Consider the following 22,362-nt stretch of genomic DNA (forward strand, 5'->3'; position numbering starts at 1 on the left):
TATGCCCGCCGTCAGGCAGCGCCACGCTGGCAGCGGTGTCGCACTATTTCGATGGATGTGGGGAACAACAACGATGGACCCGGCCGTAACGGACACACGCGCCGAGGAAGGATCAGATCCGGCCTCGGACTTCATTGCGTCGATGATTTCTTCCCTTCCCGGTTCAGGTGCGATTGGCAAGAGTCGGGAGGCTCAACGGCAGTGGTATGAATCCCTGTCGCAGGAGCAGCAGATGCAGGTCCGCGACAGGATCCGCGCCGAGATTTCACGCATCCGGTCCCAGTTCGGCAAGCGAACCGACTCGATTGCCGCGCCTGCGGTCAGGTTCCGCGATTACGGTTGAGCCGCGCTTCAGCCCAGCCTTGAGCCTGAACGTCGAACGATCTTGATCGAGTGTTTGACGTTCGGCTTGCGGGTCACGCTGATCGCCCTCTGGGTCACGGTGTCGATCGTGATGTTCCAGAAACCGGTGCTGGGCACCACGATCTTCGCCGGAAACCGGTCGAACGCGCCGCCGTGATAGGTGTGGCGCCCGCCATTCTTGAAACTGCGGAAATTGGCGTCGCTCATGAGGCGGATGTTGCAGGTGTTGGAACACTCGATGACAACAATGTCGTCTTCGTTGAGGTGTTCGCGCTGGTGGATGAATTTCACGGGATGTTTCCAAGAATAAAAGCCTGGGTGCCAGAATATCACGGCACCCTTTGGCTTAGTCCTCTTCCTTCACCGTGGCAACTTCGTCTGCCCGGACCTTCACGGTCTTCCCGGAAATGTCCTTGAACTCGTAGAAACCATCGTCGCTCTTGGTCTTGGGCAAGTCCTTGGTCACGTATTGCGTGCCGTTCTGCAAGGTCACCACCGTGGCAGTCGAGCATCCGGCCAGCAGGGTGCAACCGATCAGTGCCGCGCACAGCCCCAACCCTTTGATATTCATGACAACTCCTTTATTTCCGATCATCGCGAACCGAATCGCCAACAGAGAATCTGATCGGTTTGATCGACTTTGGTTCGCTGGCGGGAAATGAATGATGAAATCAACGGACCACAGCCTCGTGAGACTTTGTCTTACGTCGATGTTGCGAAACGTCCCACTCTGAAATACTGTATGCACGTACAGCAATAACAAGGGATTTCTTCGTGTCTGACACCACCTCTTCAGCGGCCGCCCTGTCCGGTTCCTACGAACGCCTGGGCGTACGCATCCAGAAAATCATCAACGCCCCCACGGCACAGCGCTCCCGCTCTGCCCTGATCTTCCGCCTGGCGGACGAGCAGGAAGATGACTGGAACCAGTTGCTGGAGGAGATCGCCGAGAACGACAACGTCACCCTCGCCTGGCGCGATGATGGCGGCGTGCAGATCTTCTGGACCGTGCCCAGGGAAGACTGATTCGTGCAGGCCTGACCTGCGTTTCCTTCGCCCGCATCCCCCTGTAAATCCACCCGCCGACGAGACCCGCGCTCGTTCGGCTTTCGTTTGATCAAGCCTCTAGTTGGTAAATGATGTTCAGATTTTTTGTTTCGCTGTTGCTGGCCCTTTCTTTTCTGCAAAACGCGAGCGCCGACGTCAATATCGGCACCTGGAACCTGGAGCACCTGAGCGTGCGCCCCAACAAGGACTTTCAAGGCATCGCCAAGGTCGCGCAGAAGGTCGACTTTCTGGCCGTGCAGGAATTGATGAACGAAGAGGCGCTGGATGCGCTGGCCAAGGAGTTGAGCAAGCAGACCGGCAAGCACTGGAGCGCCATGGCCTCTCACGCCGTGGGGCGTAAGTCCTACAAGGAAATGTACGGTTTCGTCTGGCGTGACGACGTGGTGGCCTATGAAGACGGCGCGGTGACTTACCTGGACCGCAACGACACCTTCGAGCGAGAGCCTTACTCCGCCCGTTTCAAGTCACTCAAGGACGGCACCACGTTCGTGGTGGCGACGGTCCATATCCTGTATGGCAAGAGCCAGGCCGACCGCGCCTCGGAGATCACCGCGCTGTCCGATTACTGGACCTGGCTGAAAGACACCTACCCTGGCAACAACCAGATCATGCTGATGGGTGACTTCAACACGCCACCGACCTCCCCTGCCTGGGGCAATCTGGATGCCAGCGCCAAGCCGCTGGTGCTGACCGGGGCGAGCACGCTGTCGACCACCGACGGCAAGTTTTCGAACCTGTACGACAACATTTTCGTCAGCAAGAATTCGGCGATACGGGTCAACAACGTGCAGATTTTCAACTACCCGAAATTTCTGGGCATGACCCATGCGCAAGGGCGCGACAGTGTGTCGGACCATGCACCGGTGTTCATCAGCGCGAACTTCAGTGGTGGCAGCCAGGCCACCGCGCCAACTCAGGCCAAGGCACCGCTGCCCAACCCGATGAAGCCTTCGACAGCCGCCAACGACAGCGGGAAAAACCTCACCGTGGCCATTCGCGGCAACAGGAAGACCATGGTTTATCACCGCCCGGGTTGCCCGTCCTATGACGCCATTGCCGAGCAGAACCGCGTCGAGTTCGCCAACGCGGCAGCCGCCGAAGCGCAGCACTATCGCCTGGCCGGGAACTGCCACTGATCGAGGGGACGACCGGGAGGGGCGCAAGCCACCTTCCGGTCATACGGCATGGCGGGTGTTATTTGCGCGCCAGATCGTGCTGGATGCAGCCCTCGTAGTAGGTCTGGCGTACTGCCGAAGGCTTGAGGCGTGAACGGCTCTTGTAGGTCTGCTCGGTGATGCCCACCGCCATCTTGCGCATCCACGGCTTGGGATATTGCTTGCCCTGCAACTTCTTGCGTGCGCTGTACAGCGTGGTGCCTGAGAGCTTGGATTGCTGGGCAGTCTGCGCCACGCCAGCGCCCCATTTGCAGACTTGCTGGTCGTTCTTGCTGATGCTCCGGGCCTCGGCCGGCAACGCTGCCGCCATCAAGATAAACGCCACCACGCCCAAACCCATTCTACGCATACGCCCTCGTCCCGGAATTGCCTGAAAAGAAAGGATTTTTTCAGAAAACAGGACCCATGCGGGCCATCAGATTGCCTTTTTTCACAAAACATTTCGATTAGCCTGCTTCAGCGACGTCACGCACCTGCGACGCCGGGCAATGTCTATCCAAACACGTGCAGTTACACATTGCTTCGACGCTTCGGATAGAACTGTCCATCCAAACAGATATGGCACAAGGCCGCTCATCGGCCACCGGTTCAAAAGCCCGCCAAACAATGCAATTCTCTCGCGGTCGGTAGCCAATGCACAGCATGTGCAGCTACTCGTCTCAGGCAGAGAAAACGCGGCACGATCCCGGGCAATGTATTGATACAGCCTGTATCGATCTCGAAATGAAGTGACAGCACCCCTGATGCATGGGGTAGGCATTCTGTCAGGTACATCAGGAAGTACTCAATTTCAGAGCGGCGTGCACGACGCCCCACAGGCCAGATGACGATGAATGACTCTAGGGATTTTGAAATTCATTACCAGTTTCGCGGCGAATCCAGACAATTTTCCCACCACGCACGGCACCTGTGCGAAAGCGAAGCCTTGCACTTCGCCACCCTGCACGCAGGTGTGGGCGATCTGGACGGCACCTTCACCGCAGGCCCCTTGCGGCTCGCCATGCGCCATGCCGAAGGGCTTGGCGTGACTCAGGTTCAATGGAAACGCGCCTGAAACGATAAAAGTCCAAACCAACGCCCGATGCGGTGGTCGGTATCTACAAGCAGCGCTCATTACACCAGCAAAGCGAGGAAGATATGACCATCGACAACACGCTGAAGAAAGAGGTTCTTACCCGACTGTTGCACGCCCACCCAGGCGGCCTTGGCAAGGAGGTGCTGGACAATTACCGAGGAGAGCACGCCGTTGCCGACACCCTGGAACACCTGCAGCAGGCAGGCCTGATTCATGACGGTTGCGTTGACAGCCCCGCCAAAGGCGAACGCACGCTGAAATACCCGGTCAAGCTCAGCTCTGCGGGCGTCGATGCGGCCAAACAGCTCCAGGGCTGACCTGCCCTGAACGTAAAAAACCGGCTAAGGCCGGTTTTTTACTGGGTAACGGTCTGGTGTTCTCCCCAAGTGCTGCACGCCTGATCATCCATGAGCCGGTCAGGGGCAGCACTCCAGGGGAACGAGAATAAGACTACAAGCTGGGTCGCTTTTTCGTCACTGAATCAATTGTGTCTTAATTCGTCTGGAGGCGTTCTGCCTCACACCGGCGGGTAGCTGCCAGTGCCATCCGGCCACGGGGTCAGCAGTTCAAAGCCGGTCTGGGTCACCGCCACCATATGCTCCCACTGCGCCGACAGGGACTGGTCGCGGGTGAGCACGGTCCAGCCGTCATCGAGCACATGGGTGCCAGGCTTGCCGGCGTTGATCATCGGCTCGATGGTGAACACCATGCCGGGCTTGAGTTTCAGGCCCTTGCCTGCAGCACCGTAATGCAGCACCTGAGGCTCTTCGTGGTATTTGCGGCCAATGCCGTGCCCGCAATACTCGCGCACCACGCTGAAGCCCTCGCGATAGGCCACGGTCTGGATCGCGTGGCCGATATCTCCCAGGGTCGCGCCAGGGCGCACCGCGTGAATACCTGCCAGCGTGGCTTCGTAGGTGGTTTCCACCAGACGCCGGGCCAGCGGACTGACTTCGCCGACGTAGTACATGCGGCTGGTGTCGCCGTACCAGCCATCCTTGATGACCGCCACGTCGATGTTGACGATATCACCTTCCTTGAGAATATCGTCCGCACTCGGAATACCATGGCACACCACGGTGTTGGGCGAAATGCAGGTGGTCTTGGTGAAGCCGTGGTAGCCGACGTTGGCTGGCGTAACCTTCAACTCGTTGACGATGTAGGCATTGCAGATGTCATCGAGGGCTTCGGTGCTGACACCCGGCTTTACATAAGGGCCAATCATGGCCAGCACATCGGCAGCCAGGCGCCCCGCTACCCTCAGACCGACCAGATCGGCTTCGCTCTTGATGCTGACGCTCATTGCAGCACCGCCTTGACCTGAGGTTCGCTGACCGTCTCGTCGGGCTGTAGCCCATGCAGCGCGTGGCCCGAGGTTTCGGCGCGAATCAGCAATTGACAGATGTCACTGTAGTTCAGACCCGGGTTGAGCTCTGCCAGCATGCCGACGCGCATCCAGTGCTCGGCCTGGGCATTGATGGAGCGGCTCAGCGCAGCGCTGGCCGAGCGGATGTTAGCGTGCATGTGTTCGGAAATCTTGACCAGTCCCATAAATGACCTCGCGATGAATATACGAAGCATATACGTTTCGTATACTGCTTCACAAGCTCGCTGTCAGTATGGGTAACACATGCGCAGGCTAGCTCGCAGGCTCGGGGGCACACTCGGACAACGACGTGGCCAACTGCGAGATGGCCTCCTGATCGTCTTCGTTGAGCGCCCGGTAGTGGGTGATGATTGCCCTTTCCGCGTCGTTCAGCGTGTCCATGGTCAGGGGTGTGCGTTCGCCCGACACCACGTACAGCACGTCCATCCCTTTCTTGCCCAACGCGACGAGGTAGTCGGCACGCGGAATGCGCTCGCCATTCTCGTATTTGCCCTGGGCATTGGCTTCAACACCGCCAATGGCCCCGAACTCCTGTTGCGAGAGCCCCAGGCGTTTGCGCTCTTCTTTCAAGCGGGTACCAAGATCTTTCATCAGACGGGCCTCGAAACGGGTTGTGTCTAAACCAAGACCCCATTGGTCCGAGGGAGTTGCCATCTACCCGACAATTGTTCAAGCTGCGCGCTTTTGGGCCTCATGGAATCCCGGAGCAGGCCGATAGATTCGGATGGACAGTTTGCCATTTGCAATGGCAACCCGATTTCTGCAGTTCGGAGAACCAGACGTGATCACATTTTTGCTAGGTTGGTGCGTGTTGTCGGTCATTGGTACGCTGATCGCACTGAGCCTGATCAGAACCGGCAAACGGCGCCAGCCTGACGCCGACAGCCTGGCCACTCAGGAAGCCCCGGTCGCAGTACCGCTGCCCCAGCAAAACTGAGCCCTGCAAGGCTCGACATCCGCCTGCGCGGGCAGAATCACTCTGCCGCGCGCTGCACGCTTTCCGATGGATAATCAGCGTTGCCGGCCACCAGGGCCATGTCAGCGCTGAACTGGCGAACGCCCGCCGCCAAAGCCAGAAAATCCTCGCGCTGCATCTCATTGCCCCAGACGCTGCTGAACGTGGCTTCCGATGCCTGCGCGGAGAATGAAGTGTGGGCGATGACTTGATTCATTTGGATGGTCGATTGCATGGTCGATGCCTCTTTCTCGAATACTGTTTAAACATACAGTATTTTTATCGACCTGCAAACGCAAGTGCCGATTCGACGAGCGGTCATGCCCTGCCCGGCGCGTGAAACCGCCAGACAGGACACACCGCCGGGCATCAGGCGGTGGCCAGTGCCTTCAAACGTTCAAGGTCGGCGACCGACAGTACGATCCCCTCTGCCAGCGAGCGCTCACGCTGACGATAACGGCGATCCCCCGGCATGCGTCGCTGGCCAACACCGTGCATCTGCCTGACCAGTTCCTCGCTGCGCTGGGCAAAGCTCTGGCCGCTGCCCTTGTCCGGGTCGATGACGATAATCGTCTGTCCTGTCCAGGGCGTCTGGGCACCGGGGGTGCTGGACATGTCGAATTCGAACGAGAAGTTGCCGCCGGTCAGGGCCGCCGAGAGCAGCTCGACCATCATCGACAGCGCCGAACCCTTGTAGCCACCGAACGGCAGCAGCGCCCCGCCATCGAGAATGGCCTTGGGGTCCTCGGTCGCCTGCCCTGCACGGTCCACGCCCATGCCCGGCGGCAGCATGTGACCTTCGCGCGCGGCAATCTGTACGTCGCCATGGGCGATGGCGCTGGTGGCCATGTCGAAGACAACGGGTTGCCCGCCGGCCCTGGGGGCTGCGAAGGCAATAGGGTTGGTGCCGAACAGTGGTTTTTGCGCGTCGTGCGGCACCACGCAGGTCATGCTGTTGACCACGCTCAACGCCACCAACCCCTCTTGGGCGAAGGGCTCGACGTCCGGCCAGAGTGCGGCGAAATGGTGAGAGTTGCGGATGGCCAGAATTGCGATGCCAGCCGTCCGGGCCTTCTCGATCAACAGCGATTTGGCCGCCTGCATCGCGGGCTGGGCAAAACCGCCGCCTGCATCGACGCGCACGAACGCTGCGCCCACATCTTCCACCTTCGGCACCGCGTGCCCGTTCACCCAGCCCGCCGCCAGTGAAGACAGATAGCCCTTGATCCGAAAAATACCGTGGCTGTGGGAGCCGTCGCGCTCAGCGCTGGCGCAGTTTTCCGCCAACACAGCGGCGACCTCCGGGGATGTGCCGTTGCGCACGAATACCTGGGTGAGCAATTGCGTCAGTTCGCTGAAGGAAATCGTCTGGGTGTGAGCGGAATCGCGGGGTGAAGACATCTGAAGCTCCGGTGTGATTATTGGAAGTGGAGGTCGAACAGAAGGTGCGCGCATGGAGAGTACTGCGCCGCGACAACCGGGTAAACTGCCGACCTGCTCGTTGCCCAACCTTTGCTCATTGCCGATCAAGGATCGTTCCATGGATTGTCAGACCCTCGTTTTGGGCGCCGGAATCGTTGGCGTCTGTTCCGCGCTTCATCTGCAAATGCAAGCTCCAGGCCAGCGCATCGTGCTGCTCGACCGCGATGAACCGGGCCGCGGCACCAGCCATGGCAATGCGGGGCTGATCGAGCGTTCCAGCATCATTCCTTATGCCTTCCCCCGAGAATGGTCGCGGTTGCTGCGCTACGGCCTCAACCGGCAATCCTCGATGCGTTTCAGCCCGGCGTTCCTGCCAAGGCTCGCGCCCTGGCTGCTCGAGTACTGGCGCCAGTCCTCGCCGGCCAATCTGGCCAAGGCAAGCCTGGCCATGCAGCCGCTGATTCAGCGCTGCGTCGATGAGCATGACCTGCTGGCCGAGGCGTCTGGGATGACCGGGCTGTTTCGCGCCAGGGGCTGGATAGAGTTCTATCGCGATCAAAAGGAATTCGACCTGGCCGCAGCGGATGCCAGAACCTATGACCAGTACGGGCTGCGCTTCGACATCCTTGATGCCGAGCAACTGCGCGAGCGCGAACCTGATCTGCACGGGGTGGTCGGGGGCATCCACTGGCTGGACCCGAAAAGCGTGACCGACCTTGGTGCGCTGGTGCGCGGTTATGCAGCCCTGTTCGTGCAGCGCGGTGGCGTATTGCTCAAGGGTGATGCGCGCAGCTTGCGTCAGCAGGGTGATGGCTGGCAGGTGCAGAGCGAGGAAGGAGCGGTCAATGCGACTGACGTGGTCGTCGCGCTGGGGCCGCAATCGGCGGACGTATTTTCAGCCCTGGGCTATCACATTCCGCTGGCGATCAAGCGCGGCTACCACATGCACTACGCCACGCAACCGGGGGCCCAGTTGCAGCACTCGGTGATCGATGCCCAGGCAGGTTACGTGCTGGCGCCCATGGCGCGCGGGATCCGCCTGACCACAGGCGTCGAGTTCGCACCCAGTGACGCAGCGCCCAACGAGATCCAGTTGCGCCGCTGCGAGGCGCTCGCTCGCACGCTGTATCCGCTGGGGGAACGCCTGGATGCCGAACCCTGGCTGGGACGCAGGCCTTGCCTGCCGGACATGCGCCCTGTGATCGGACCGGCGCCTGGGCACAAGGGGCTGTGGTTCAACTTTGGCCATGCTCACCATGGGCTGACCCTGGGGCCGGTGACGGGTCGATTACTGGCGCAGATGATGGCGGGCGCGCCGACCTTTACTGATCCTGCGCCCTACAGTCCGGCTCGTTTTCGCGGCCAGGCACCACTTGCAGGCACATGGGCAGGTCACAGGTGAGTGGATCGGCGTCGTCGGGCTCGATCCGGTAGATCTCGGTGTAGCCGATGGGCTCGGCCTTCTCGGTCGCGGTTCCGATGGTGACCCAACTGGAGCACGGTTTGCCAGCGGGCGCGACCGGGGTGGCAGGCTGGCCGGAGGTGGCGAGGATGGCCGCAGTGATTGTCTTGAACATGTGAACTCCAATTGCAGGTGCGGGCTGACGCCGTGGGCAATTCTGGAGGGCAATGCAGGAGAGTTCAAAGACGGTTCTGTAACCTTGCAATACGAGTGGCGGTGTTTGACGGGTGGGGCTCGCGCATTGACGTCGCGCATCGAGATCAAAGGCGTTGGGTGACCACCGACCGTAGCAGCACGGCTTGCCGGCGGGGGCGATCTCAAGGACGCCATCGCGAGCAAGCTCACTCCTACAGGGTTGGGGTCACGAGACCCGTAGCAGTCCGGCTTGCCGGCGTCGACGTCCTCCAGATCGCTCCCGCCGGCAAGCCGTGCTGCTACGGGTGGGTTGAACTGCGATCCGCCTCAGCGTTTGACCTTGCGGCGCATGATGCCATTGATGACCACGACGACCACGGCGATGGCCATGGCGATGTACTGGAAGGTCTTCTGGTCGAGCACGCCGATCTGCTGCAGGTGCGAGAGGCCGAGCATGATCCCGAGCACGGCCAGGGCGATGATGATCGAGTAGATAAGACGCTGTTTGATGGTCATTGCAGGTTTCCTGAAGGCGGATCGAATCGTTTGCGCAATGCAAAAATCGCCTGACATCTTACGCCGTCGCGGGGGCGCCCGCATCCCGAAGCGCCGCGCGGCACTGCGGCGAAGCGTCTCGGGCGAAGCTCGCTGTCACTTTTGCGTGGTTTAATACGCGCACTTTACGTTCGTGAACGTTTAATTCTGTTCCATCTTCTTTCTGTCGGACCTAGGAGTTCCCAATGCCCCATGAAGGCAGCCTGCTACAGGCCGCAGTCGTGTTTCTGCTCGCCGCAGTCGTGACCGTCCCCCTGGCCAAACGTCTGCAACTGGGCGCCGTGATCGGTTACCTGATCGCAGGCGTCATCATCGGCCCTTCGGGGCTTGGCCTGATCGGCAACCCCCAGAGCGTCGCCCATATTTCCGAACTTGGCGTGGTGTTGCTGCTGTTCATCATCGGTCTTGAACTGTCGCCCAAACGCTTGTGGGTCATGCGCAAGTCGGTGTTCGGCGTGGGCCTGGCGCAGGTGCTGCTGACAGGGGTGGTGATCGGCACGGTCGCCCTGCTCGTCTTCGGCCAGCCGCTCAACAGCGCCGTGGTGCTGGGCCTGGGCCTGGCGCTGTCGTCCACCGCCTTTGGCTTGCAAAGCCTGGCCGAGCGCAAGGAACTGAACGCGCCCCATGGTCGCCTGGCCTTTGCGATCTTATTGTTTCAGGATATTGCCGCAATCCCGCTGATCGCGCTGGTGCCAATGCTTGCCGGCGGCGACCATGCCACCTCCAGCAGCGATTCGCTGCGTCACGGCCTGCAAGTGCTCGGCGGTATCGCGGTGGTGGTGATCGGCGGTCGTTACCTGCTGCGCCCGGTGTTTCGCATCGTCGCCAAGACCAAGCTGCAGGAGGTGTCCACCGCCACCGCACTGCTGGTGGTCATCGGCACCGCGTACCTGATGGACCTGGTCGGCGTCTCCATGGCCCTGGGCGCTTTCCTTGCCGGCCTGCTGCTGGCCGACTCGGAATACCGTCATGAGCTGGAATCGCAGATTGAACCCTTCAAGGGCCTCCTGCTGGGCTTGTTTTTCATCAGCGTCGGCATGGGTGCGAATCTTGGCCTGCTGATCGACCCCCCCCTCACCGTACTGGGCCTGACCCTGCTGCTCATCGGCCTGAAACTGCCGCTGCTGTTCGTCGTCGGCCGCCTGGCCGGTGGCCTGGGCAAGCAGAGCGCGCTGCGTCTGGGCCTGGTGCTGGCTGCCGGCGGTGAATTCGCCTTCGTGGTGTTCAAGATCGGCCGTGACCAGGGCCTGTTCGACGCAGCGCTCTACGACACGCTGGTGCTGACCATCACCCTGTCGATGGCGCTGACGCCACTGCTGTTGCTGGTCATGGCTCGCTGGCTCAAACCCAAGCCCGTGGTCAAGGAAGTGCCGGAGGAATACAAGGAAATCGACTCGGACGATCCACGGGTGGTGATCGCCGGGATGGGCCGCATGGGGCAGATCGTGGCGCGTATCCTGCGTGCACAGAACATCCCGTTCATTGCCCTGGACACCTCGGTGGAGATGATCGAGTTCACCCGCAGTTTCGGTAATGTGCCGGTGTTCTACGGCGACCCGCTGCGTCCGGAAATCCTGCGCGCGGCCAAGGTCGACCAGGCAGAATACTTCGTCATCGCCACCGACGATCCGGACACCAATATCAAGACCGCGGAGCTGGTGCGCAAGCTCTACCCGCACCTGAAGATCATCGCTCGCGCCCGTAACCGTCAGCACGTTCATCGCCTGCTGGATCTGGACGCCGAGGCGGTGCGGGAAACCTTCTACTCAAGCCTGGAAATGACCCGCCGCACGCTGATCGGCCTGGGCCTGACGGAAGCACAGGCAGCGGCGCGGATCAGCCGCTTCAAGCGTCACGACGAACAGGTGCTCAACCGCCAGCACCTGATCTACGACGATGCGACCAAGGTCATGCAAAGCGCGCTGGAGGCCCGCAAGGAGCTGGCCGAACTGTTCGAATCCGACCGGATCGACGAGGAAGCCGAACAGGCGGCCCGCCACTGACCGCCAGTTAGCGGCTTAGAGACACCACAAACTCCAGGAAAGCCCGCACCTTCGCGGGCGGCAAGTGCCGCGACGGGTACAGCGCGTAAAGCGGGAAGTACTCGTCCGGCCAGTCGGGAAACAGCTCCACCAGCCGCCCCTCCCGAATCGCCGGTTCCACACCCAGCGCCAGCACCTGTGCCACCGCCTGCCCCTGCTCGCAGATGCGGTGCATGGTGCCTACGTCATTGACCATCAACCGCCTGCGGGTGTTGAGGACCAATCGCTCGCCCTCACGCTGAAATTCCCACGCAAATGGCCGCCCGGTCTGAGGATCGCGGAAGTCTATGCAGACGTGCCGGGGATCTTGCAGATCGCTCGGATGCTGTGGCCGGCCATGTTTTTCCAGATAGGCCGGTGACGCCACGGTCAGCACGCGAGTCTTGAGCAATTGACGGCCGATCAGCGACGAAGACGGCTGTTCGCCGAAGCGCACCGCCAGATCCACCCCATCGGCCACCAGGTCACCCAGTTCATCGCGGGTAACAAGATCCAGTTCCAGCTCAGGGTAAGTCGCCATGAAATCCCCCAGCGCAGGCGCCAGGATCAGCCGCGAGAAATAAGGATCGACATTGACCCGCAACCGCCCGCGCACCGCCGTGGCACTGCCCGACGCCTGGGTCGCGGCCTCCTCCAGCCCGGCCAGCAGTGGCGCCACTTCCTCGTACAGGCGGCGCCCTTCATCGGTCAGCTTGACCGAGCGCGTGGTGCGGTCGAACAGGCGGATGCCCAGTCGCGATTCGAGCCGGGCGACGGCGCGGCTGACCCCGGACTGGGTCATGTCCAGCACCTCGGCAGCCTTGACGAAGCTGCCGGTGTCCACCACCGCCGACAACACCCCCATACCGCTGGCCAAACGTGCATCGAAGCTCATTGATGATTTCTCGGCATGAATTCAATGACACCCATGCTATCGGAGAATCCATCGCCACCGCGCACTATTTGCGGCAATGGCGACATCGGGTCGTCCCTTTTGAGGAATGAATGCATGTACACGATCATGGGCGTGACCGGGCAAGTGGGCGGTGAAGTGGCGCGTAACCTTCTGGCGGCAGGCAAGCCGGTGCGCGCCGTGGTGCGCAGCGCGGAAAAAGGCAGCGCCTGGGCACAAAAAGGCTGTGAGGTCGCAGTGGCTGACGTCGACGATGTCTGCGCCCTGACCCAGGCCTTCCAGAACAGCACGGCGGTGTTCATCCTGCTGCCGCCCAACTTCTCACCTCAGCCCGGCTTCCCGGAGACCCGCCAGGTCATCGCCAACCTCCACGAAGCCCTGGCCACCGCCCGTCCCGGCAAGGTGGTGTGCATCTCGACCATTGGCGCCCAGGCCACCCAGCCCAACTTGCTCAACCAGCTGCAATTGCTGGAACAGAGCCTGTCGACGCTGGAGTTGCCCGTGACGTTCCTGCGGCCCGGCTGGTTCATGGAGAACTGCCAGTGGGATATAGACCCAGCGGTCGAAAACGGCACCATCCCAAGTTTCCTGCAACCCCTGGACAAGCCGGTGCCCATGATTGCCACCGCCGATGTCGGCCGCGTGGCCGCGGACTTGCTGCAAGAGCAGTGGTTTGGCAAACGCATCGTGGAGCTCGAAGGTGAGGAACCGGTCACGCCCGCGCTGATTGCAGCCACCTTCAGCGAGTTGCTGGGCAAGCCGGTAACGATGCAGACGGTGCCCAGAGACACCTGGCATGCGCTGTTCACCGCTCAGGGCATGAGCAACCCGCTGCCACGCATGCAGATGCTCGACGGTTTCAACGAAGGCTGGATTCGCTTCGAGGGGCTGCCGCGCAAGGGCCAGGTCAGCCTCAGGACCGCGCTGCAACAACTGCTGGACCGGCCGCGTTGATCAGGCCTGGCGAGCGGCTTTCACGTGCTCGATGAAGCGCGTGACGGCCGGGGCTTTCTCGTAGCGGCGGTGAATCAGGGACAGGTACGAGGTGGGGTGGCAGTCTTCGATGCGCCGATACAGCACATTGGGCAACTGGATGTGATCGACCACTGACTCCGGCACCACCGCCACGCCCTGCCCCATGCTCACCAGCGCGATGACCGACACCAGCGTGCCCGGTTGCGGCCCCAGGGTCGGGGCAAACCCGCCCTGGGCTGCAACTTCGAGCGTGCCTGAAATCTGTTCGGGCAGAATGAACGTCTCGTTCTGCAGATTGAGCGCGTTGATGGTCTTGAGCTTGCACAGCCAGGAGCTGTGCGGCAGCGCCAGGGCGAAGCCTTCGGTCAGCAGCTTCACCGCACTCAATGAATCGGGCAGGCTCATGGGCGAGCGAATGAAGCCCACGTCAAGCCGCCCTTCCTCGACCATTCTCGGCAGAACCGGCATCAGGTATTCGGTGATGGTGAAGTCGATGTCCGCGTACTGCTCCCGGAAGCGACCGACCTGTTGCTGGAGCACGCCGGAGAATACCGCCGAGGCCACGTAGCCCAGTTCGATCCGGCCCGCCTCCCCACGTCCGGCCCGCTGCACGTTGTATTGGGCAGTCTCGAACTGGCGCACCGCCAACTCCGCTTCGATCTGCAAGGCACGGCCGGCATCGGTCAGGCGCACTTCGCGCTGCTCGCGTACGAACAGGCGGGTGCCCAGTGCGCTTTCCAGGTCCTGGATCTGCCGGGTCAGGGTCGGTGGCGCAATGCCCAGTTGCTCGGCCGCGCGGGTGAAGTGCCGATGGCGGGCGACCGCGAGGAAATAGCGAAAGTGACGGATTTCCATTGACGTTACCTTGCAGGTAATGAAATTGCCGAGGGCAGGTAACGAAGCATAAGCCATCCAGCGATATTCTGTACGTATCAAATCAGCCCCGTAGGAGCGCGCTTGCCCGCGACAGCGGTGCGTCATTGAACGTTGTGATGTCTGACACACCGCCGTCGCGGGCAAGCGCGCTCCTACCGTTGAAAATACCTGTAGAAAATACGTTAGCCAAAACCTAACACGCTCCGGAGTCACCGCCATGCCGCAACCCAGCCCCCGCATGACCCTGCTCACCGCCTCCGGCGTGTGCTCGCTGATCGTGCTCGATACCAACATCGTCGCCGTGACGCTACCCAGCATTGCGCGGGACCTGGGTGCCGGGTTTGCCGACATCGAATGGGTGGTCAGCGCCTACATGCTGGCGTTCGCCGCACTCCTGCTGCCGGCAGGGAGCCTGGCGGACCGTTTCGGCCGCAAGAAGATGCTGCTCACGGGCCTGGTGCTGTTCATTCTCGCCTCGGTGGGCTGCGGCGCGGCGCCGGATATCCTGTTTCTCGACATCGCCCGCGCAATCAAGGGCGTTGGCGCGGCCCTGCTGTTGACCTCGGCGCTGGCAACCATCGGCCACGTCTTCCACGACGAAGCCGAACGGGCCAAGGCCTGGGCGTTCTGGGGCGCGTGCATGGGGGTGGCGATGACGGCGGCGCCCACGGTCGGCGGGCTGATTGCCGAACTGGTCGGCTGGCGCTGGATTTTCTACCTCAACCTGCCGGTGGGCCTGGTGCTGCTGAGCATGGTGCTGCGCAACATCGGCGAGTCGCGCAACGAGCAATCGGCGCGGCTGGACCCGGTAGGCAGCCTGTTTTTCAGCGCCAGCCTGCTGAGCCTGATCTGGGGTCTGATCGAAGCCAACCGCATCGGCTGGGACAACCCGCTGACCTTCGCCCGTCTGGTGGGCGGCATCGCCCTGCTGGGGCTGTTCGTGGTGGCCGAGCGCTTGCAGCAGCGGCCGATGGTCGATCTGCAACTGTTCAAACATCCGCGCTTCATCGGCGCCCTGCTGGGAATGTTCGCCTACGCCGGTTGCGCCCAGGTGATGATGACGCTGCTGCCGTTCTACCTGCAGAACGGGCTGGGTTTCAGCGCCATCAGTTCGGGGCTCGGAATGCTGCCGTTCGCCATCACCATGCTGCTGTGCCCGCGTCTGGGCCCCCGGCTTGCGCGGCACCTGTCACCGGCGGCGATCATGGCCCTGGGGCTGACGCTGGTGAGCGTCGGCAACCTGCTGTGCGCCGTGGCCACGTCCATGGGCGGCTATCCCGCCTTCGCCATCGCCATGGCAGTCACCGGCGCAGGCGCGGGGTTGCTCAACGGCGACACGCAGAAAAACATCATGGCCTGCGTGCCCCGCGAACGCACCGGCATGGCCTCGGGGATGAGCACCACCATGCGCTTCAGCGCGATCATGCTGGCGGTCGGCGTGTACGGCGCATTGCTCGCCAGCCACACCCTGAGCGCTCTGAACCTGAACCTGCGCAACGGCGCGCCGGACTGGCTCGATCAGGCGCAGTTCATTGCGTCCCGGGTGGTGGCCGGTGACATGAGTGCCGCATTGCAGGCGATCGATGCCGGTGCCCGCGAGGTGGTGCAGCCGCTGGCGCAGCAGGCGTTCGTTCAAGGCTTCGGTTCGGTGTTGTGGGTCGCAGGCTGCGTCGGGCTGCTGGCCGCAGCGCTGGTGGGCACGCTGATGCGCAAACCCATTCCAGCCCTGCAACTGGCGAGCGCCTGACGCGCCGCCGCTTTGCAGTTACTGTCCGGAGGCGAAGCGGTATTGCCCCTTGCCCCGTTGCTTGGCCTCGTACATCGCCGAGTCGGCGGCTCGCATCAAGTCTTCCACGGTGCCGCCGCAGTCCGGCAGGCACGCGATGCCGATGCTGGCGCCCAGGCGAAACCGTTCCTGATCGGCCGACACCTGCCTGATCAGTTTCTGGGCGACAGCGGCGGCATCGTCTGAGGTGTTGATGCCTTCGATGATGACCGTGAACTCGTCACCGCCCACCCTCGCCAGCCGGTCATAGGGCCGCAGACACGCCTGCAACTGGCTGGCGACCCAGCGCAGCGCCTCGTCGCCGCGCTCGTGGCCGGACTGATCGTTGATCTGTTTGAAGCCGTCCAGATCCAGATACAACATCACGCTCATCTGCCCTGAACGCTGGTTGCGGGCGATGGCCCCCTGCAATGCCTGCTCGAACCCACGGCGGTTGAGCAGCCCGGTCAGGGCATCGGTGATGGTCAGGGCTTCAAGCTTGAGGTGCAGCTCGCGCACCGCTGACATGTCCAGCGCCAGAATGGTCATCGCGTCCTGATCCTGCGGTAATGGCGAGCAGGACAACGCCACCGGCACGCTCTGGCCCTGGCGGGTACGCAGGTTGGCATCGTGGAGGCGAAGGCTTTCACCCCGTTGCCAGTGATCGCGCCAGATCGACTCCGCCCAGCTCTGCTCCTGTGGCGTTTGCACCCAGGCCAGCAGGTGGGTGCCCCGCAGCTCATCGCCGGAACAGCCGAGCATGCGGGTGATGGCCGGGTTGGCAAAGCGGATGGTGCCGGTGCTGTCGACCACCAGAATGCCTTCGGCGGTGTTGTCCAGGATCGAGGCATTGAATGCCCGGGCCTGCTCCAGTTGCGCCGTGGTCTGGATCAGCCCGCGCCGGTAGCCATCATGGGCCAGCAGCACGCGAGCCTTGTGCAGCAGCAACGTGGGGTGCACAGGTTTGGTCATGAAATCGACCGCGCCGGCGGAGTAGCCCTGGTCGAGCACCTCCTCGGTCTGGCGCATGCCCGAGATGAAAATGATCGGCGTGAAACGGGTGTCGGGGTCGGCACGCATCCGCCGTGCGACTTCGAAGCCGTCCATGCCCGGCATCTGCACGTCCATCAGCACCAGGCCGATCCTGCCCGTGGCCAGACACGTCAGCGCCTTGGCTCCAGAGTCGGCACAGCGAACCGTTCTGCCGAGGTCTTCGAGCAACTCCTGCATTTGCTCCAGGTTTTCTTCCTGGTCATCGACCACCAGAACTTCCAGTTCCGCACCTTGCACCTGCACCTCCCTGCCCTGCATCCCGCGTCTCTTGCGCCCCTGGCAAGAACCTCACGCGGGCGAGCTCGGGTTAGAGCATAGCCGCCCGGCTGCAATACGGAAGTTGCGGGCCTCAGCGTGCGGCCAGGCGCCAGACCCGCGCCAGGTCCCGGGCACGGTCATGCAGCAGGGTTTCGGCGTTGCGGCAGGCCTGCTCCAGGGTCATCGGCCCGCTGGTCAAGGCAAAGGCAGCGCTGATGCCGTGCTCGTACAGGTCGGCATAGCCGTCGCCCAGGGTGCCGGCCAGCACAATCACCGGGACTTGCTTGCGCTGGGCGATTCTGGCGACGCCAAACGGCGTCTTGCCGCGCAGGGTCTGGGCATCGAACCGGCCTTCGCCGGTGATGACAAGATCAGCGCCCTCAAGCGCGTCGGCAAGGCCGGTCAGGTCCGCCACCACCTCGACGCCCGGGCGGAACGACGCACTCAGGTACGCCTTGGCCGCAAAGCCCATGCCGCCCGCGGCGCCGCTGCCGGGGTGTTCGCTCTCATCGCGGCCCAGCACCTGCGCCGAGTGTTCGGCAAAGTGTTTCAGGGCGGCATCCAGCGCCAGCACCTGCTCAGGCGAAGCGCCTTTCTGCGGGCCGAAGATGTGCGAAGCGCCGTGGGGGCCGCACAGTGGGTTGTTGACGTCGGCGGCCACCTCGAACTGCACATCCTTCAGGCGCGCATCCAGATGATCGACGTCGATGCGTGCAACCTTCGCCAACGCCAGGCCGCCCGGCGGCAAGGGTTCATCCTGGCTGTCGAGAAAGCGTGCGCCGAGCGCTGCGAGCATGCCGGTGCCTGCGTCGTTGGTGGCGCTGCCGCCGATGGCCAGAATGATCCGCTGCGCACCGGCATCCAGCGCGGCGGCGATCAGTTCGCCCGTGCCGTAGGTGGTGGTCACGGTGGCATCGCGCTGCTCCAGGGTCAGCAATTGCAGACCGCTGGCCATGGCCATCTCGATGATCGCGGTGCGCGTCTCGGCCAGCCACCCCCACTGCGCCTGAACGCTGTGGCCCAGAGGACCTGTCACCTGGTTCTGCATCCACCGCCCGTCGCAGGCGGCCAGCACCGCTTCGATGGTGCCCTCGCCGCCATCGGCCATGGGGCACTCGACAAGCTGCGCGTCGGGCCACACTTCCCGCAAACCGCTGGCGATTGCCTGGGCCACGCCTTGGGCACTGAGGCTGTCCTTGAAGGAATCCGGGGCGATGACGATTTTCATGTTGTTCTCCTTATCCGATAGTCGCGATCTTCTCATTAGCGGCGAGATTTTCCGCCAGCCCGTCGCACAACGCCCAATGAACCGCGTTGTTCATATGAACAAAAATCTCCGGCGCGACGACCGGCAATCGACGCTGTGCTGGTTCTTACCTATAGAAAAAGAGTCGCAGGTCTTAATGCCACTTTTTCTGACAACTATGACACTATATAGCCACTATTTATTTAAGGTCTCTGGCCATCCCGCAGACCGTCCCTCGCCGATGAAAGCCGTCGATTTATGCTGCTGAACGATCCGGTCACCCTGCTGTTCATCATCATTCCCTTCGGACTCATGACCACGCTGATGCTGTGCCTGTCGTATGTCGGCACCAGCAGCCACCGTGCGCCGCTGCATTGGTGGATTGCCGGAGACCTGGTGCTGGCCGCCTACCGCGCGGTGGATCTGCTCCAGCCCGGCGTCATTGCACAGGGTCCTGCGTGGCTGGGCCTGCTTGCCCCGCAAACGGCATTCATCGCCAACACCGCCGGACTGTTGCTAGCCATCGGCTGCCATACCCTGGCCCTGCATCAACTGGCCGAACGCCGCCGCGACTGGCGCTGGCATGGGCGCATCCTGCTGGCGCCACTTGCGATGTATGGCGCAGGGGCCAGTGTGCTGCTGCACAACGGCTTCATGTTGCCGTGGTTTTTCCTGTTGTGCGTCGTCACCATTGGCATTCAGTTCGCGGTGACCTGGACTTTGAGAAGGCAGTTTCGCGGGGCCTGGGCGCTGCTGGCCGGGCACGTGGCATTATTGATGTTTCATGCCCACTCCACCGTCACCCTGGCACTGGATCCGCCGCCTGCCCTGGATTTCAGCGAGCCGGACATGTTTTCCCTGCCCGCTCTGGGGATGGATTTCATGGTCTCGTTCCTGTTCACCCTGAGCTTCGCCCTGATGCTGCAAGAGCAGTTGCGCCAGCAAGTGGTGCAATTGAGCGTCACCGACACCCTGACCGGCGCGCTCAACCGCCGGGGGGCGGTGTCGAGCATCCTGCAACAGGAACGACGGCAGAACGCGACGCAACGCTATCCACTCTCGGTGGCGATGATCGACCTGGACAACTTCAAGCGCATCAACGACCAGTTCGGCCACGCCACCGGGGATGCGGCGCTGCAATTGTTCGCCCGCACGGTCAACCGGCTCAAGCGGGCGGACGACGTGTTCGTGCGCTGGGGTGGCGAGGAGTTCCTGCTGGTGTTCCCCGGCACCGACATCGCCCAGGCCCAGCATTTCATGGGGAGGCTGCGCGAGGCGCTGAGCGAGGAAGCGCGCACGCCATCGCTGCCCTTGCCGATCGGCTTCAGCGCAGGCCTTGCCCAGACCGGGGCGATGGACAGCCGCGCCGATTTCGAAACCCTGCTGCGCGCGGTGGACAAGGCCCTGTACCGCGCCAAGCGGGTGCGCGGGCGGGTTGAAGTCGTTGAAGCCGTAGATCTCTAAGAACGCCTCGACCCTGTAGGAGTGAGCTTGCTCGCGATCCGGTCGATCAGGCGACGCACAGTGACTGGACGAACGCCAATCGCGAGCAAGCTCACTCCTACAGGGTTTGCGGTGCGACCGATGTCAGCGCGGCAGCATCTGCATCCCCAGGTACAGCCGCAACAGATCGTCGGTGCGGTAGGGATCGCAGCCGCTGACCTCGGCGATCTTTTCCAGCCGGTAACGCAAGCTGTTGCGATGGATGCCCAGGGCATCGGCGCAGGCCTGGTTTTCCCCGCTGTAATCGAACCAGGCGCGCAACGTGTCGAGCAATTGCCCGTTGCCTTGCAGACGCAACACCGGCTCGGCGACGCCTTCGGCCAGCCAGTCATCACGGTTGCGCCAGAACAGCACCGCCAGCCGATGCACCGCCAGGCGCAGCAGCTTGCGCTCGGGCTGAACGTGGCGGGCATAATCGAGCAGGTCCCGGGCGGCGGCACAGGCGTTGCGCAGCGAAGCCAGATCACTGGAAGGCTCCGCCGTGGCCATGCGCCGTACCGGCCAGCCCTGCTCGTCGAACTGCTCGAGCAGCAGCGCATCTTCGCGATCTTTGCCCGCCGCCCGGCACCAGTACACCAGGCCCGGCTCGCAGGACACACACCAGCTATTGGCATAACGACCATTGAGCCAGGCGGCCACCTGCCCGGCATAAGCTGCGCCCTCGGGCAACTCGATCAGCACCGCCTGACGCGGCAATTGCGGTTGCAGGCCCAGTTGCTCGGCTTCGTCGATCAGGTGCGTGGGGTTGTCGCCCAGCAACAGCCGGGACAGCAGGTCTTCACTGCGCTGATGCCGCCACTGCTGGTCCGCCTGCTGCCTGCGATGCTCCAGCAGCATCTCGGCGGTCATCTTCACCAGCGCCCCGTAGACCCGCACCTCGTCCGGCTCGCCGGTGATGCCCAGCACGCCGACCAGCTTGTCATCCAGCATCAACGGCAGATTCACCCCCGGCCGCACGCCATTGAGGCGCTTGGCGGTATGGGAATCGATCTCCACCACCCGACTGTTGGCCAGCACCAACTGCGCGCCCTCATGCCGCGTATACAACCGCTCAGCCTCGCCGCTGCCGATGATGATCCCCAGGTAATCCATCACATTGACGTTGCACGGCAGAATCGCCATCGCCCGGTCAACGATGTCCTGGGCCAGGGCGTGGTCAAGGGCAAACATGGCAGACGTCCGCGCAGCGAGGGGTTTGAGGGTTCATACACATCACGAATTGTTTTTAGAGGTGGGTGGAGTCTGCCTGAATCTTGGTACGAGTGCGATTGACCGCTAGCATGGCCCATCCATTATAAGTAATATCAAGACTAGACTTATTAAAGTCTTATAGGAAAATATGAACAGGATCGGGTGGACAAGGAAAGCCGTTAAGCAGCTCCTGAAATTGCACTCACAACATCAGCTCCAGATCCGGGATGCCGTGGGCGGGCTCGCGACCATGCCAGATGTGACCAACGTCAAGTCCCTGGTCAACCATCAATACGGCTACCGACTGCGGGTGGGTGACTATAGGGTTTTGTTCGACTGGGAAGGCAGTATCAGAATCGTCAGTGTCCAAGAGGTCAAGAAACGCGATGAGCGCACCTACTAACAACGTACAAATCATCAACGGCCCTGACGGCAAGCCTGCGTTTGTGGTCATCCCCTACGACGACTATATCGGTCAACACGGTGGGGCCGATCTGATCCCCCATGAAGTTGTCAGCCTGATGGTCGAAGGTGCAACGCCGATTCGCGCCTGGCGGGAGTACCTGGATCTGACCCAGGATGAGGTCGCCAGGCGACTGGGAATCTCACAGCCCGCTTATGCTCAGCAGGAGTCGGTTTCTCGCCCTCGCAAATTGACCCGTGAAAGGATTTCCAGAGCTTTCGGCATTCGCCCCGATCAGCTGGATATCTAAAGCGGCGTCCATCGGATCGGCCTGACATGCGTATTTGTAGCAGCACGGCTTGCCGGCGGGGGCGATCTCGGGATCAGCGCAATGCGCAATCTGTGGGAGCGGGCTTGCCCGCGAAAGCGGTGTGTCATCCAACCCTGTGGCGACTGGCCCTACGCCTTCGCTGGCAAGCCAGCTTGTATGGTAGGACTCGAAGGGGTGGGTGGGACCAAAAGCCAGCTTCTGACTGTTAGCCGCAGTACAGACCGTGGGAG

29 protein-coding genes are annotated in these 22,362 nt (G+C 62.3%); 14 read left to right on the top strand and 15 right to left on the bottom strand.

Annotation, left to right across the window (positions count from 1 at the left end; all coding sequences use genetic code 11):
- The first annotated feature begins 73 nt into the window (after positions 1-73).
- Positions 74-343, top strand: a complete 270-nt coding sequence (locus ACIPOO_RS13900) for a hypothetical protein (protein WP_274132863.1) — start codon at positions 74-76, stop codon at positions 341-343.
- Positions 344-351: 8 nt separating this feature from the next.
- Here the strand turns inward: ACIPOO_RS13900 and ACIPOO_RS13905 are convergent, their stop codons facing one another.
- On the bottom strand, positions 352-654 hold the full coding sequence (locus ACIPOO_RS13905; RefSeq protein ID WP_400607641.1) for a DUF1883 domain-containing protein: 303 nt from the start codon (positions 652-654) through the stop codon (positions 352-354).
- Between the two features lie 55 nt (positions 655-709).
- The gene (locus tag ACIPOO_RS13910) at positions 710-934 is read right to left on the bottom strand and encodes a YgdI/YgdR family lipoprotein (protein WP_274132862.1); all 225 of its coding nucleotides are present in this window, start codon (positions 932-934) and stop codon (positions 710-712) included.
- 203 nt (positions 935-1,137) lie between these two features.
- Between ACIPOO_RS13910 and ACIPOO_RS13915 the strand changes: the two genes are divergently transcribed.
- Both ACIPOO_RS13915 and ACIPOO_RS13920 read left to right on the top strand, forming a co-directional pair.
- On the top strand, positions 1,138-1,389 hold the full coding sequence (locus tag ACIPOO_RS13915; RefSeq protein WP_274132861.1) for a DUF1654 domain-containing protein: 252 nt from the start codon (positions 1,138-1,140) through the stop codon (positions 1,387-1,389).
- Between the two features lie 113 nt (positions 1,390-1,502).
- The gene (locus tag ACIPOO_RS13920) at positions 1,503-2,567 is read left to right on the top strand and encodes an endonuclease/exonuclease/phosphatase family protein (RefSeq protein ID WP_400607643.1); all 1,065 of its coding nucleotides are present in this window, start codon (positions 1,503-1,505) and stop codon (positions 2,565-2,567) included.
- A 58-nt stretch (positions 2,568-2,625) separates the two neighbouring features.
- Here the strand turns inward: ACIPOO_RS13920 and ACIPOO_RS13925 are convergent, their stop codons facing one another.
- On the bottom strand, positions 2,626-2,955 hold the full coding sequence (locus ACIPOO_RS13925) for a hypothetical protein (RefSeq protein WP_274132859.1): 330 nt from the start codon (positions 2,953-2,955) through the stop codon (positions 2,626-2,628).
- A gap of 480 nt (positions 2,956-3,435) precedes the next feature.
- Here ACIPOO_RS13925 and ACIPOO_RS13930 point away from each other — a divergent pair, with 480 nt between their 5' ends.
- Positions 3,436-3,660: a DUF6555 family protein gene (locus ACIPOO_RS13930; RefSeq protein WP_274132858.1), complete on the top strand. Its 225-nt coding sequence runs from the start codon at positions 3,436-3,438 to the stop codon at positions 3,658-3,660.
- A gap of 83 nt (positions 3,661-3,743) precedes the next feature.
- Entirely contained in the window at positions 3,744-3,998 is a 255-nt protein-coding gene (locus ACIPOO_RS13935; protein WP_274132857.1) for a hypothetical protein, read from the top strand.
- 200 nt (positions 3,999-4,198) lie between these two features.
- On the opposite strand, the gene map is transcribed toward ACIPOO_RS13935, so the two are convergent.
- The 3 genes from map to ACIPOO_RS13950 all read right to left on the bottom strand — a co-directional run bounded on the left by map (position 4,199) and on the right by ACIPOO_RS13950 (position 5,659).
- Positions 4,199-4,984: a type I methionyl aminopeptidase gene (gene map, locus ACIPOO_RS13940; protein ID WP_274132856.1), complete on the bottom strand. Its 786-nt coding sequence runs from the start codon at positions 4,982-4,984 to the stop codon at positions 4,199-4,201.
- Positions 4,981-5,232 (bottom strand): ParD-like family protein, encoded by a 252-nt coding sequence (locus ACIPOO_RS13945; protein WP_274132855.1) that lies wholly within the window; start codon positions 5,230-5,232, stop codon positions 4,981-4,983. Before ACIPOO_RS13945 ends, map begins: the two co-directional genes overlap by 4 nt.
- 88 nt (positions 5,233-5,320) lie before the next feature.
- Positions 5,321-5,659 (bottom strand): helix-turn-helix domain-containing protein, encoded by a 339-nt coding sequence (locus ACIPOO_RS13950; RefSeq protein WP_400607648.1) that lies wholly within the window; start codon positions 5,657-5,659, stop codon positions 5,321-5,323.
- Between the two features lie 190 nt (positions 5,660-5,849).
- On the opposite strand from ACIPOO_RS13950, the gene ACIPOO_RS13955 reads away from it, so the two are divergent.
- A complete protein-coding gene (locus ACIPOO_RS13955; RefSeq protein ID WP_274132852.1) occupies positions 5,850-6,005 on the top strand; it encodes a hypothetical protein in 156 nt (51 codons plus the stop codon).
- Between the two features lie 37 nt (positions 6,006-6,042).
- On the opposite strand, the gene ACIPOO_RS13960 is transcribed toward ACIPOO_RS13955, so the two are convergent.
- Positions 6,043-6,258, bottom strand: a complete 216-nt coding sequence (locus ACIPOO_RS13960) for a hypothetical protein (protein WP_400607650.1) — start codon at positions 6,256-6,258, stop codon at positions 6,043-6,045.
- A gap of 134 nt (positions 6,259-6,392) precedes the next feature.
- Positions 6,393-7,424 (bottom strand): Ldh family oxidoreductase, encoded by a 1,032-nt coding sequence (locus ACIPOO_RS13965; RefSeq protein ID WP_400607652.1) that lies wholly within the window; start codon positions 7,422-7,424, stop codon positions 6,393-6,395.
- A 139-nt stretch (positions 7,425-7,563) separates the two neighbouring features.
- On the opposite strand from ACIPOO_RS13965, the gene ACIPOO_RS13970 reads away from it, so the two are divergent.
- Complete coding sequence (locus ACIPOO_RS13970; protein WP_400607654.1) at positions 7,564-8,847, top strand: NAD(P)/FAD-dependent oxidoreductase; 1,284 nt, start codon at positions 7,564-7,566, stop codon at positions 8,845-8,847.
- Here the strand turns inward: ACIPOO_RS13970 and ACIPOO_RS13975 are convergent.
- Both ACIPOO_RS13975 and ACIPOO_RS13980 read right to left on the bottom strand, forming a co-directional pair.
- Positions 8,768-9,022, bottom strand: a complete 255-nt coding sequence (locus ACIPOO_RS13975) for a hypothetical protein (protein ID WP_400607657.1) — start codon at positions 9,020-9,022, stop codon at positions 8,768-8,770. The genes ACIPOO_RS13970 and ACIPOO_RS13975 overlap by 80 nt on opposite strands.
- A 347-nt stretch (positions 9,023-9,369) precedes the next feature.
- Positions 9,370-9,558, bottom strand: coding sequence for a hypothetical protein (locus ACIPOO_RS13980; RefSeq protein WP_274132848.1), 189 nt, complete (start codon positions 9,556-9,558; stop codon positions 9,370-9,372).
- A 224-nt stretch (positions 9,559-9,782) separates the two neighbouring features.
- Between ACIPOO_RS13980 and ACIPOO_RS13985 the strand changes: the two genes are divergently transcribed.
- A complete protein-coding gene (locus ACIPOO_RS13985; RefSeq protein WP_400607659.1) occupies positions 9,783-11,600 on the top strand; it encodes a monovalent cation:proton antiporter-2 (CPA2) family protein in 1,818 nt (605 codons plus the stop codon).
- Between the two features lie 7 nt (positions 11,601-11,607).
- Here ACIPOO_RS13985 and ACIPOO_RS13990 read toward each other — a convergent pair whose 3' ends face one another.
- Positions 11,608-12,513, bottom strand: a complete 906-nt coding sequence (locus tag ACIPOO_RS13990) for a LysR family transcriptional regulator (protein ID WP_400607661.1) — start codon at positions 12,511-12,513, stop codon at positions 11,608-11,610.
- 114 nt (positions 12,514-12,627) lie between these two features.
- Here ACIPOO_RS13990 and ACIPOO_RS13995 point away from each other — a divergent pair, with 114 nt between their 5' ends.
- Positions 12,628-13,485 (top strand): NAD(P)H-binding protein, encoded by an 858-nt coding sequence (locus tag ACIPOO_RS13995; RefSeq protein ID WP_400607663.1) that lies wholly within the window; start codon positions 12,628-12,630, stop codon positions 13,483-13,485.
- On the opposite strand, the gene ACIPOO_RS14000 is transcribed toward ACIPOO_RS13995, so the two are convergent.
- Positions 13,486-14,361 carry a LysR family transcriptional regulator gene (locus ACIPOO_RS14000; protein ID WP_400607666.1) on the bottom strand — a complete coding sequence of 292 codons (876 nt, stop codon included), beginning with the start codon at positions 14,359-14,361 and terminating at the stop codon, positions 13,486-13,488.
- Between the two features lie 238 nt (positions 14,362-14,599).
- Here ACIPOO_RS14000 and ACIPOO_RS14005 point away from each other — a divergent pair, with 238 nt between their 5' ends.
- Complete coding sequence (locus ACIPOO_RS14005) at positions 14,600-16,129, top strand: MFS transporter (protein ID WP_400607668.1); 1,530 nt, start codon at positions 14,600-14,602, stop codon at positions 16,127-16,129.
- Between the two features lie 18 nt (positions 16,130-16,147).
- Here the strand turns inward: ACIPOO_RS14005 and ACIPOO_RS14010 are convergent, their stop codons facing one another.
- Together ACIPOO_RS14010 and ACIPOO_RS14015 are read right to left on the bottom strand one after the other, a co-directional pair.
- A complete protein-coding gene (locus ACIPOO_RS14010) occupies positions 16,148-17,458 on the bottom strand; it encodes a diguanylate cyclase domain-containing protein (protein WP_400607670.1) in 1,311 nt (436 codons plus the stop codon).
- A gap of 91 nt (positions 17,459-17,549) precedes the next feature.
- The gene (locus tag ACIPOO_RS14015) at positions 17,550-18,686 is read right to left on the bottom strand and encodes a glycerate kinase (protein WP_400607672.1); all 1,137 of its coding nucleotides are present in this window, start codon (positions 18,684-18,686) and stop codon (positions 17,550-17,552) included.
- Between ACIPOO_RS14015 and ACIPOO_RS14020 the strand changes: the two genes are divergently transcribed.
- The gene (locus ACIPOO_RS14020; RefSeq protein WP_400607675.1) at positions 18,673-18,972 is read left to right on the top strand and encodes a hypothetical protein; all 300 of its coding nucleotides are present in this window, start codon (positions 18,673-18,675) and stop codon (positions 18,970-18,972) included. The genes ACIPOO_RS14015 and ACIPOO_RS14020 overlap by 14 nt on opposite strands.
- Entirely contained in the window at positions 18,963-20,168 is a 1,206-nt protein-coding gene (locus ACIPOO_RS14025) for a diguanylate cyclase (protein WP_400607677.1), read from the top strand. The genes ACIPOO_RS14020 and ACIPOO_RS14025 overlap by 10 nt, the downstream gene beginning before the upstream one ends.
- Before the next feature lie 123 nt (positions 20,169-20,291).
- Here the strand turns inward: ACIPOO_RS14025 and ACIPOO_RS14030 are convergent, their stop codons facing one another.
- A complete protein-coding gene (locus ACIPOO_RS14030) occupies positions 20,292-21,377 on the bottom strand; it encodes a CdaR family transcriptional regulator (protein WP_400607680.1) in 1,086 nt (361 codons plus the stop codon).
- Between the two features lie 169 nt (positions 21,378-21,546).
- Between ACIPOO_RS14030 and ACIPOO_RS14035 the strand changes: the two genes are divergently transcribed.
- Positions 21,547-21,801, top strand: coding sequence for a type II toxin-antitoxin system RelE/ParE family toxin (locus tag ACIPOO_RS14035; protein WP_400607683.1), 255 nt, complete (start codon positions 21,547-21,549; stop codon positions 21,799-21,801).
- Positions 21,785-22,111 carry a helix-turn-helix domain-containing protein gene (locus ACIPOO_RS14040; protein WP_274132837.1) on the top strand — a complete coding sequence of 109 codons (327 nt, stop codon included), beginning with the start codon at positions 21,785-21,787 and terminating at the stop codon, positions 22,109-22,111. The genes ACIPOO_RS14035 and ACIPOO_RS14040 overlap by 17 nt, the downstream gene beginning before the upstream one ends.
- The last annotated feature ends 251 nt before the right edge of the window (positions 22,112-22,362 follow it).

Source organism: Pseudomonas sp. NPDC090201 (assembly GCF_044746825.1).
GTDB classification, from domain to species: Bacteria; Pseudomonadota; Gammaproteobacteria; order Pseudomonadales; family Pseudomonadaceae; genus Aquipseudomonas; species Aquipseudomonas putida_AD.

Bases quoted from the DNA above. Each gene is read 5' to 3' on its own strand.
- ACIPOO_RS13900 (WP_274132863.1), top strand. From the start codon at position 74: ATGGACCCGGCCGTAACGGACACACGCGCCGAGGAAGGATCAGATCCG.
- ACIPOO_RS13910 (WP_274132862.1), bottom strand. From the start codon at position 934: ATGAATATCAAAGGGTTGGGGCTGTGCGCGGCACTGATCGGTTGCACC.
- ACIPOO_RS13920 (WP_400607643.1), top strand. From the start codon at position 1,503: ATGTTCAGATTTTTTGTTTCGCTGTTGCTGGCCCTTTCTTTTCTGCAA.
- ACIPOO_RS13925 (WP_274132859.1), bottom strand. From the start codon at position 2,955: ATGCGTAGAATGGGTTTGGGCGTGGTGGCGTTTATCTTGATGGCGGCA.
- ACIPOO_RS13930 (WP_274132858.1), top strand. From the start codon at position 3,436: ATGAATGACTCTAGGGATTTTGAAATTCATTACCAGTTTCGCGGCGAA.
- ACIPOO_RS13935 (WP_274132857.1), top strand. From the start codon at position 3,744: ATGACCATCGACAACACGCTGAAGAAAGAGGTTCTTACCCGACTGTTG.
- map (WP_274132856.1), bottom strand. From the start codon at position 4,984: ATGAGCGTCAGCATCAAGAGCGAAGCCGATCTGGTCGGTCTGAGGGTA.
- ACIPOO_RS13945 (WP_274132855.1), bottom strand. From the start codon at position 5,232: ATGGGACTGGTCAAGATTTCCGAACACATGCACGCTAACATCCGCTCG.
- ACIPOO_RS13950 (WP_400607648.1), bottom strand. From the start codon at position 5,659: ATGAAAGATCTTGGTACCCGCTTGAAAGAAGAGCGCAAACGCCTGGGG.
- ACIPOO_RS13960 (WP_400607650.1), bottom strand. From the start codon at position 6,258: ATGCAATCGACCATCCAAATGAATCAAGTCATCGCCCACACTTCATTC.
- ACIPOO_RS13965 (WP_400607652.1), bottom strand. From the start codon at position 7,424: ATGTCTTCACCCCGCGATTCCGCTCACACCCAGACGATTTCCTTCAGC.
- ACIPOO_RS13970 (WP_400607654.1), top strand. From the start codon at position 7,564: ATGGATTGTCAGACCCTCGTTTTGGGCGCCGGAATCGTTGGCGTCTGT.
- ACIPOO_RS13975 (WP_400607657.1), bottom strand. From the start codon at position 9,022: ATGTTCAAGACAATCACTGCGGCCATCCTCGCCACCTCCGGCCAGCCT.
- ACIPOO_RS13980 (WP_274132848.1), bottom strand. From the start codon at position 9,558: ATGACCATCAAACAGCGTCTTATCTACTCGATCATCATCGCCCTGGCC.
- ACIPOO_RS13985 (WP_400607659.1), top strand. From the start codon at position 9,783: ATGCCCCATGAAGGCAGCCTGCTACAGGCCGCAGTCGTGTTTCTGCTC.
- ACIPOO_RS13990 (WP_400607661.1), bottom strand. From the start codon at position 12,513: ATGAGCTTCGATGCACGTTTGGCCAGCGGTATGGGGGTGTTGTCGGCG.
- ACIPOO_RS13995 (WP_400607663.1), top strand. From the start codon at position 12,628: ATGTACACGATCATGGGCGTGACCGGGCAAGTGGGCGGTGAAGTGGCG.
- ACIPOO_RS14000 (WP_400607666.1), bottom strand. From the start codon at position 14,361: ATGGAAATCCGTCACTTTCGCTATTTCCTCGCGGTCGCCCGCCATCGG.
- ACIPOO_RS14005 (WP_400607668.1), top strand. From the start codon at position 14,600: ATGCCGCAACCCAGCCCCCGCATGACCCTGCTCACCGCCTCCGGCGTG.
- ACIPOO_RS14010 (WP_400607670.1), bottom strand. From the start codon at position 17,458: ATGCAGGGCAGGGAGGTGCAGGTGCAAGGTGCGGAACTGGAAGTTCTG.
- ACIPOO_RS14020 (WP_400607675.1), top strand. From the start codon at position 18,673: ATGACGATTTTCATGTTGTTCTCCTTATCCGATAGTCGCGATCTTCTC.
- ACIPOO_RS14015 (WP_400607672.1), bottom strand. From the start codon at position 18,686: ATGAAAATCGTCATCGCCCCGGATTCCTTCAAGGACAGCCTCAGTGCC.
- ACIPOO_RS14025 (WP_400607677.1), top strand. From the start codon at position 18,963: ATGCTGCTGAACGATCCGGTCACCCTGCTGTTCATCATCATTCCCTTC.
- ACIPOO_RS14030 (WP_400607680.1), bottom strand. From the start codon at position 21,377: ATGTTTGCCCTTGACCACGCCCTGGCCCAGGACATCGTTGACCGGGCG.
- ACIPOO_RS14035 (WP_400607683.1), top strand. From the start codon at position 21,547: ATGAACAGGATCGGGTGGACAAGGAAAGCCGTTAAGCAGCTCCTGAAA.
- ACIPOO_RS14040 (WP_274132837.1), top strand. From the start codon at position 21,785: ATGAGCGCACCTACTAACAACGTACAAATCATCAACGGCCCTGACGGC.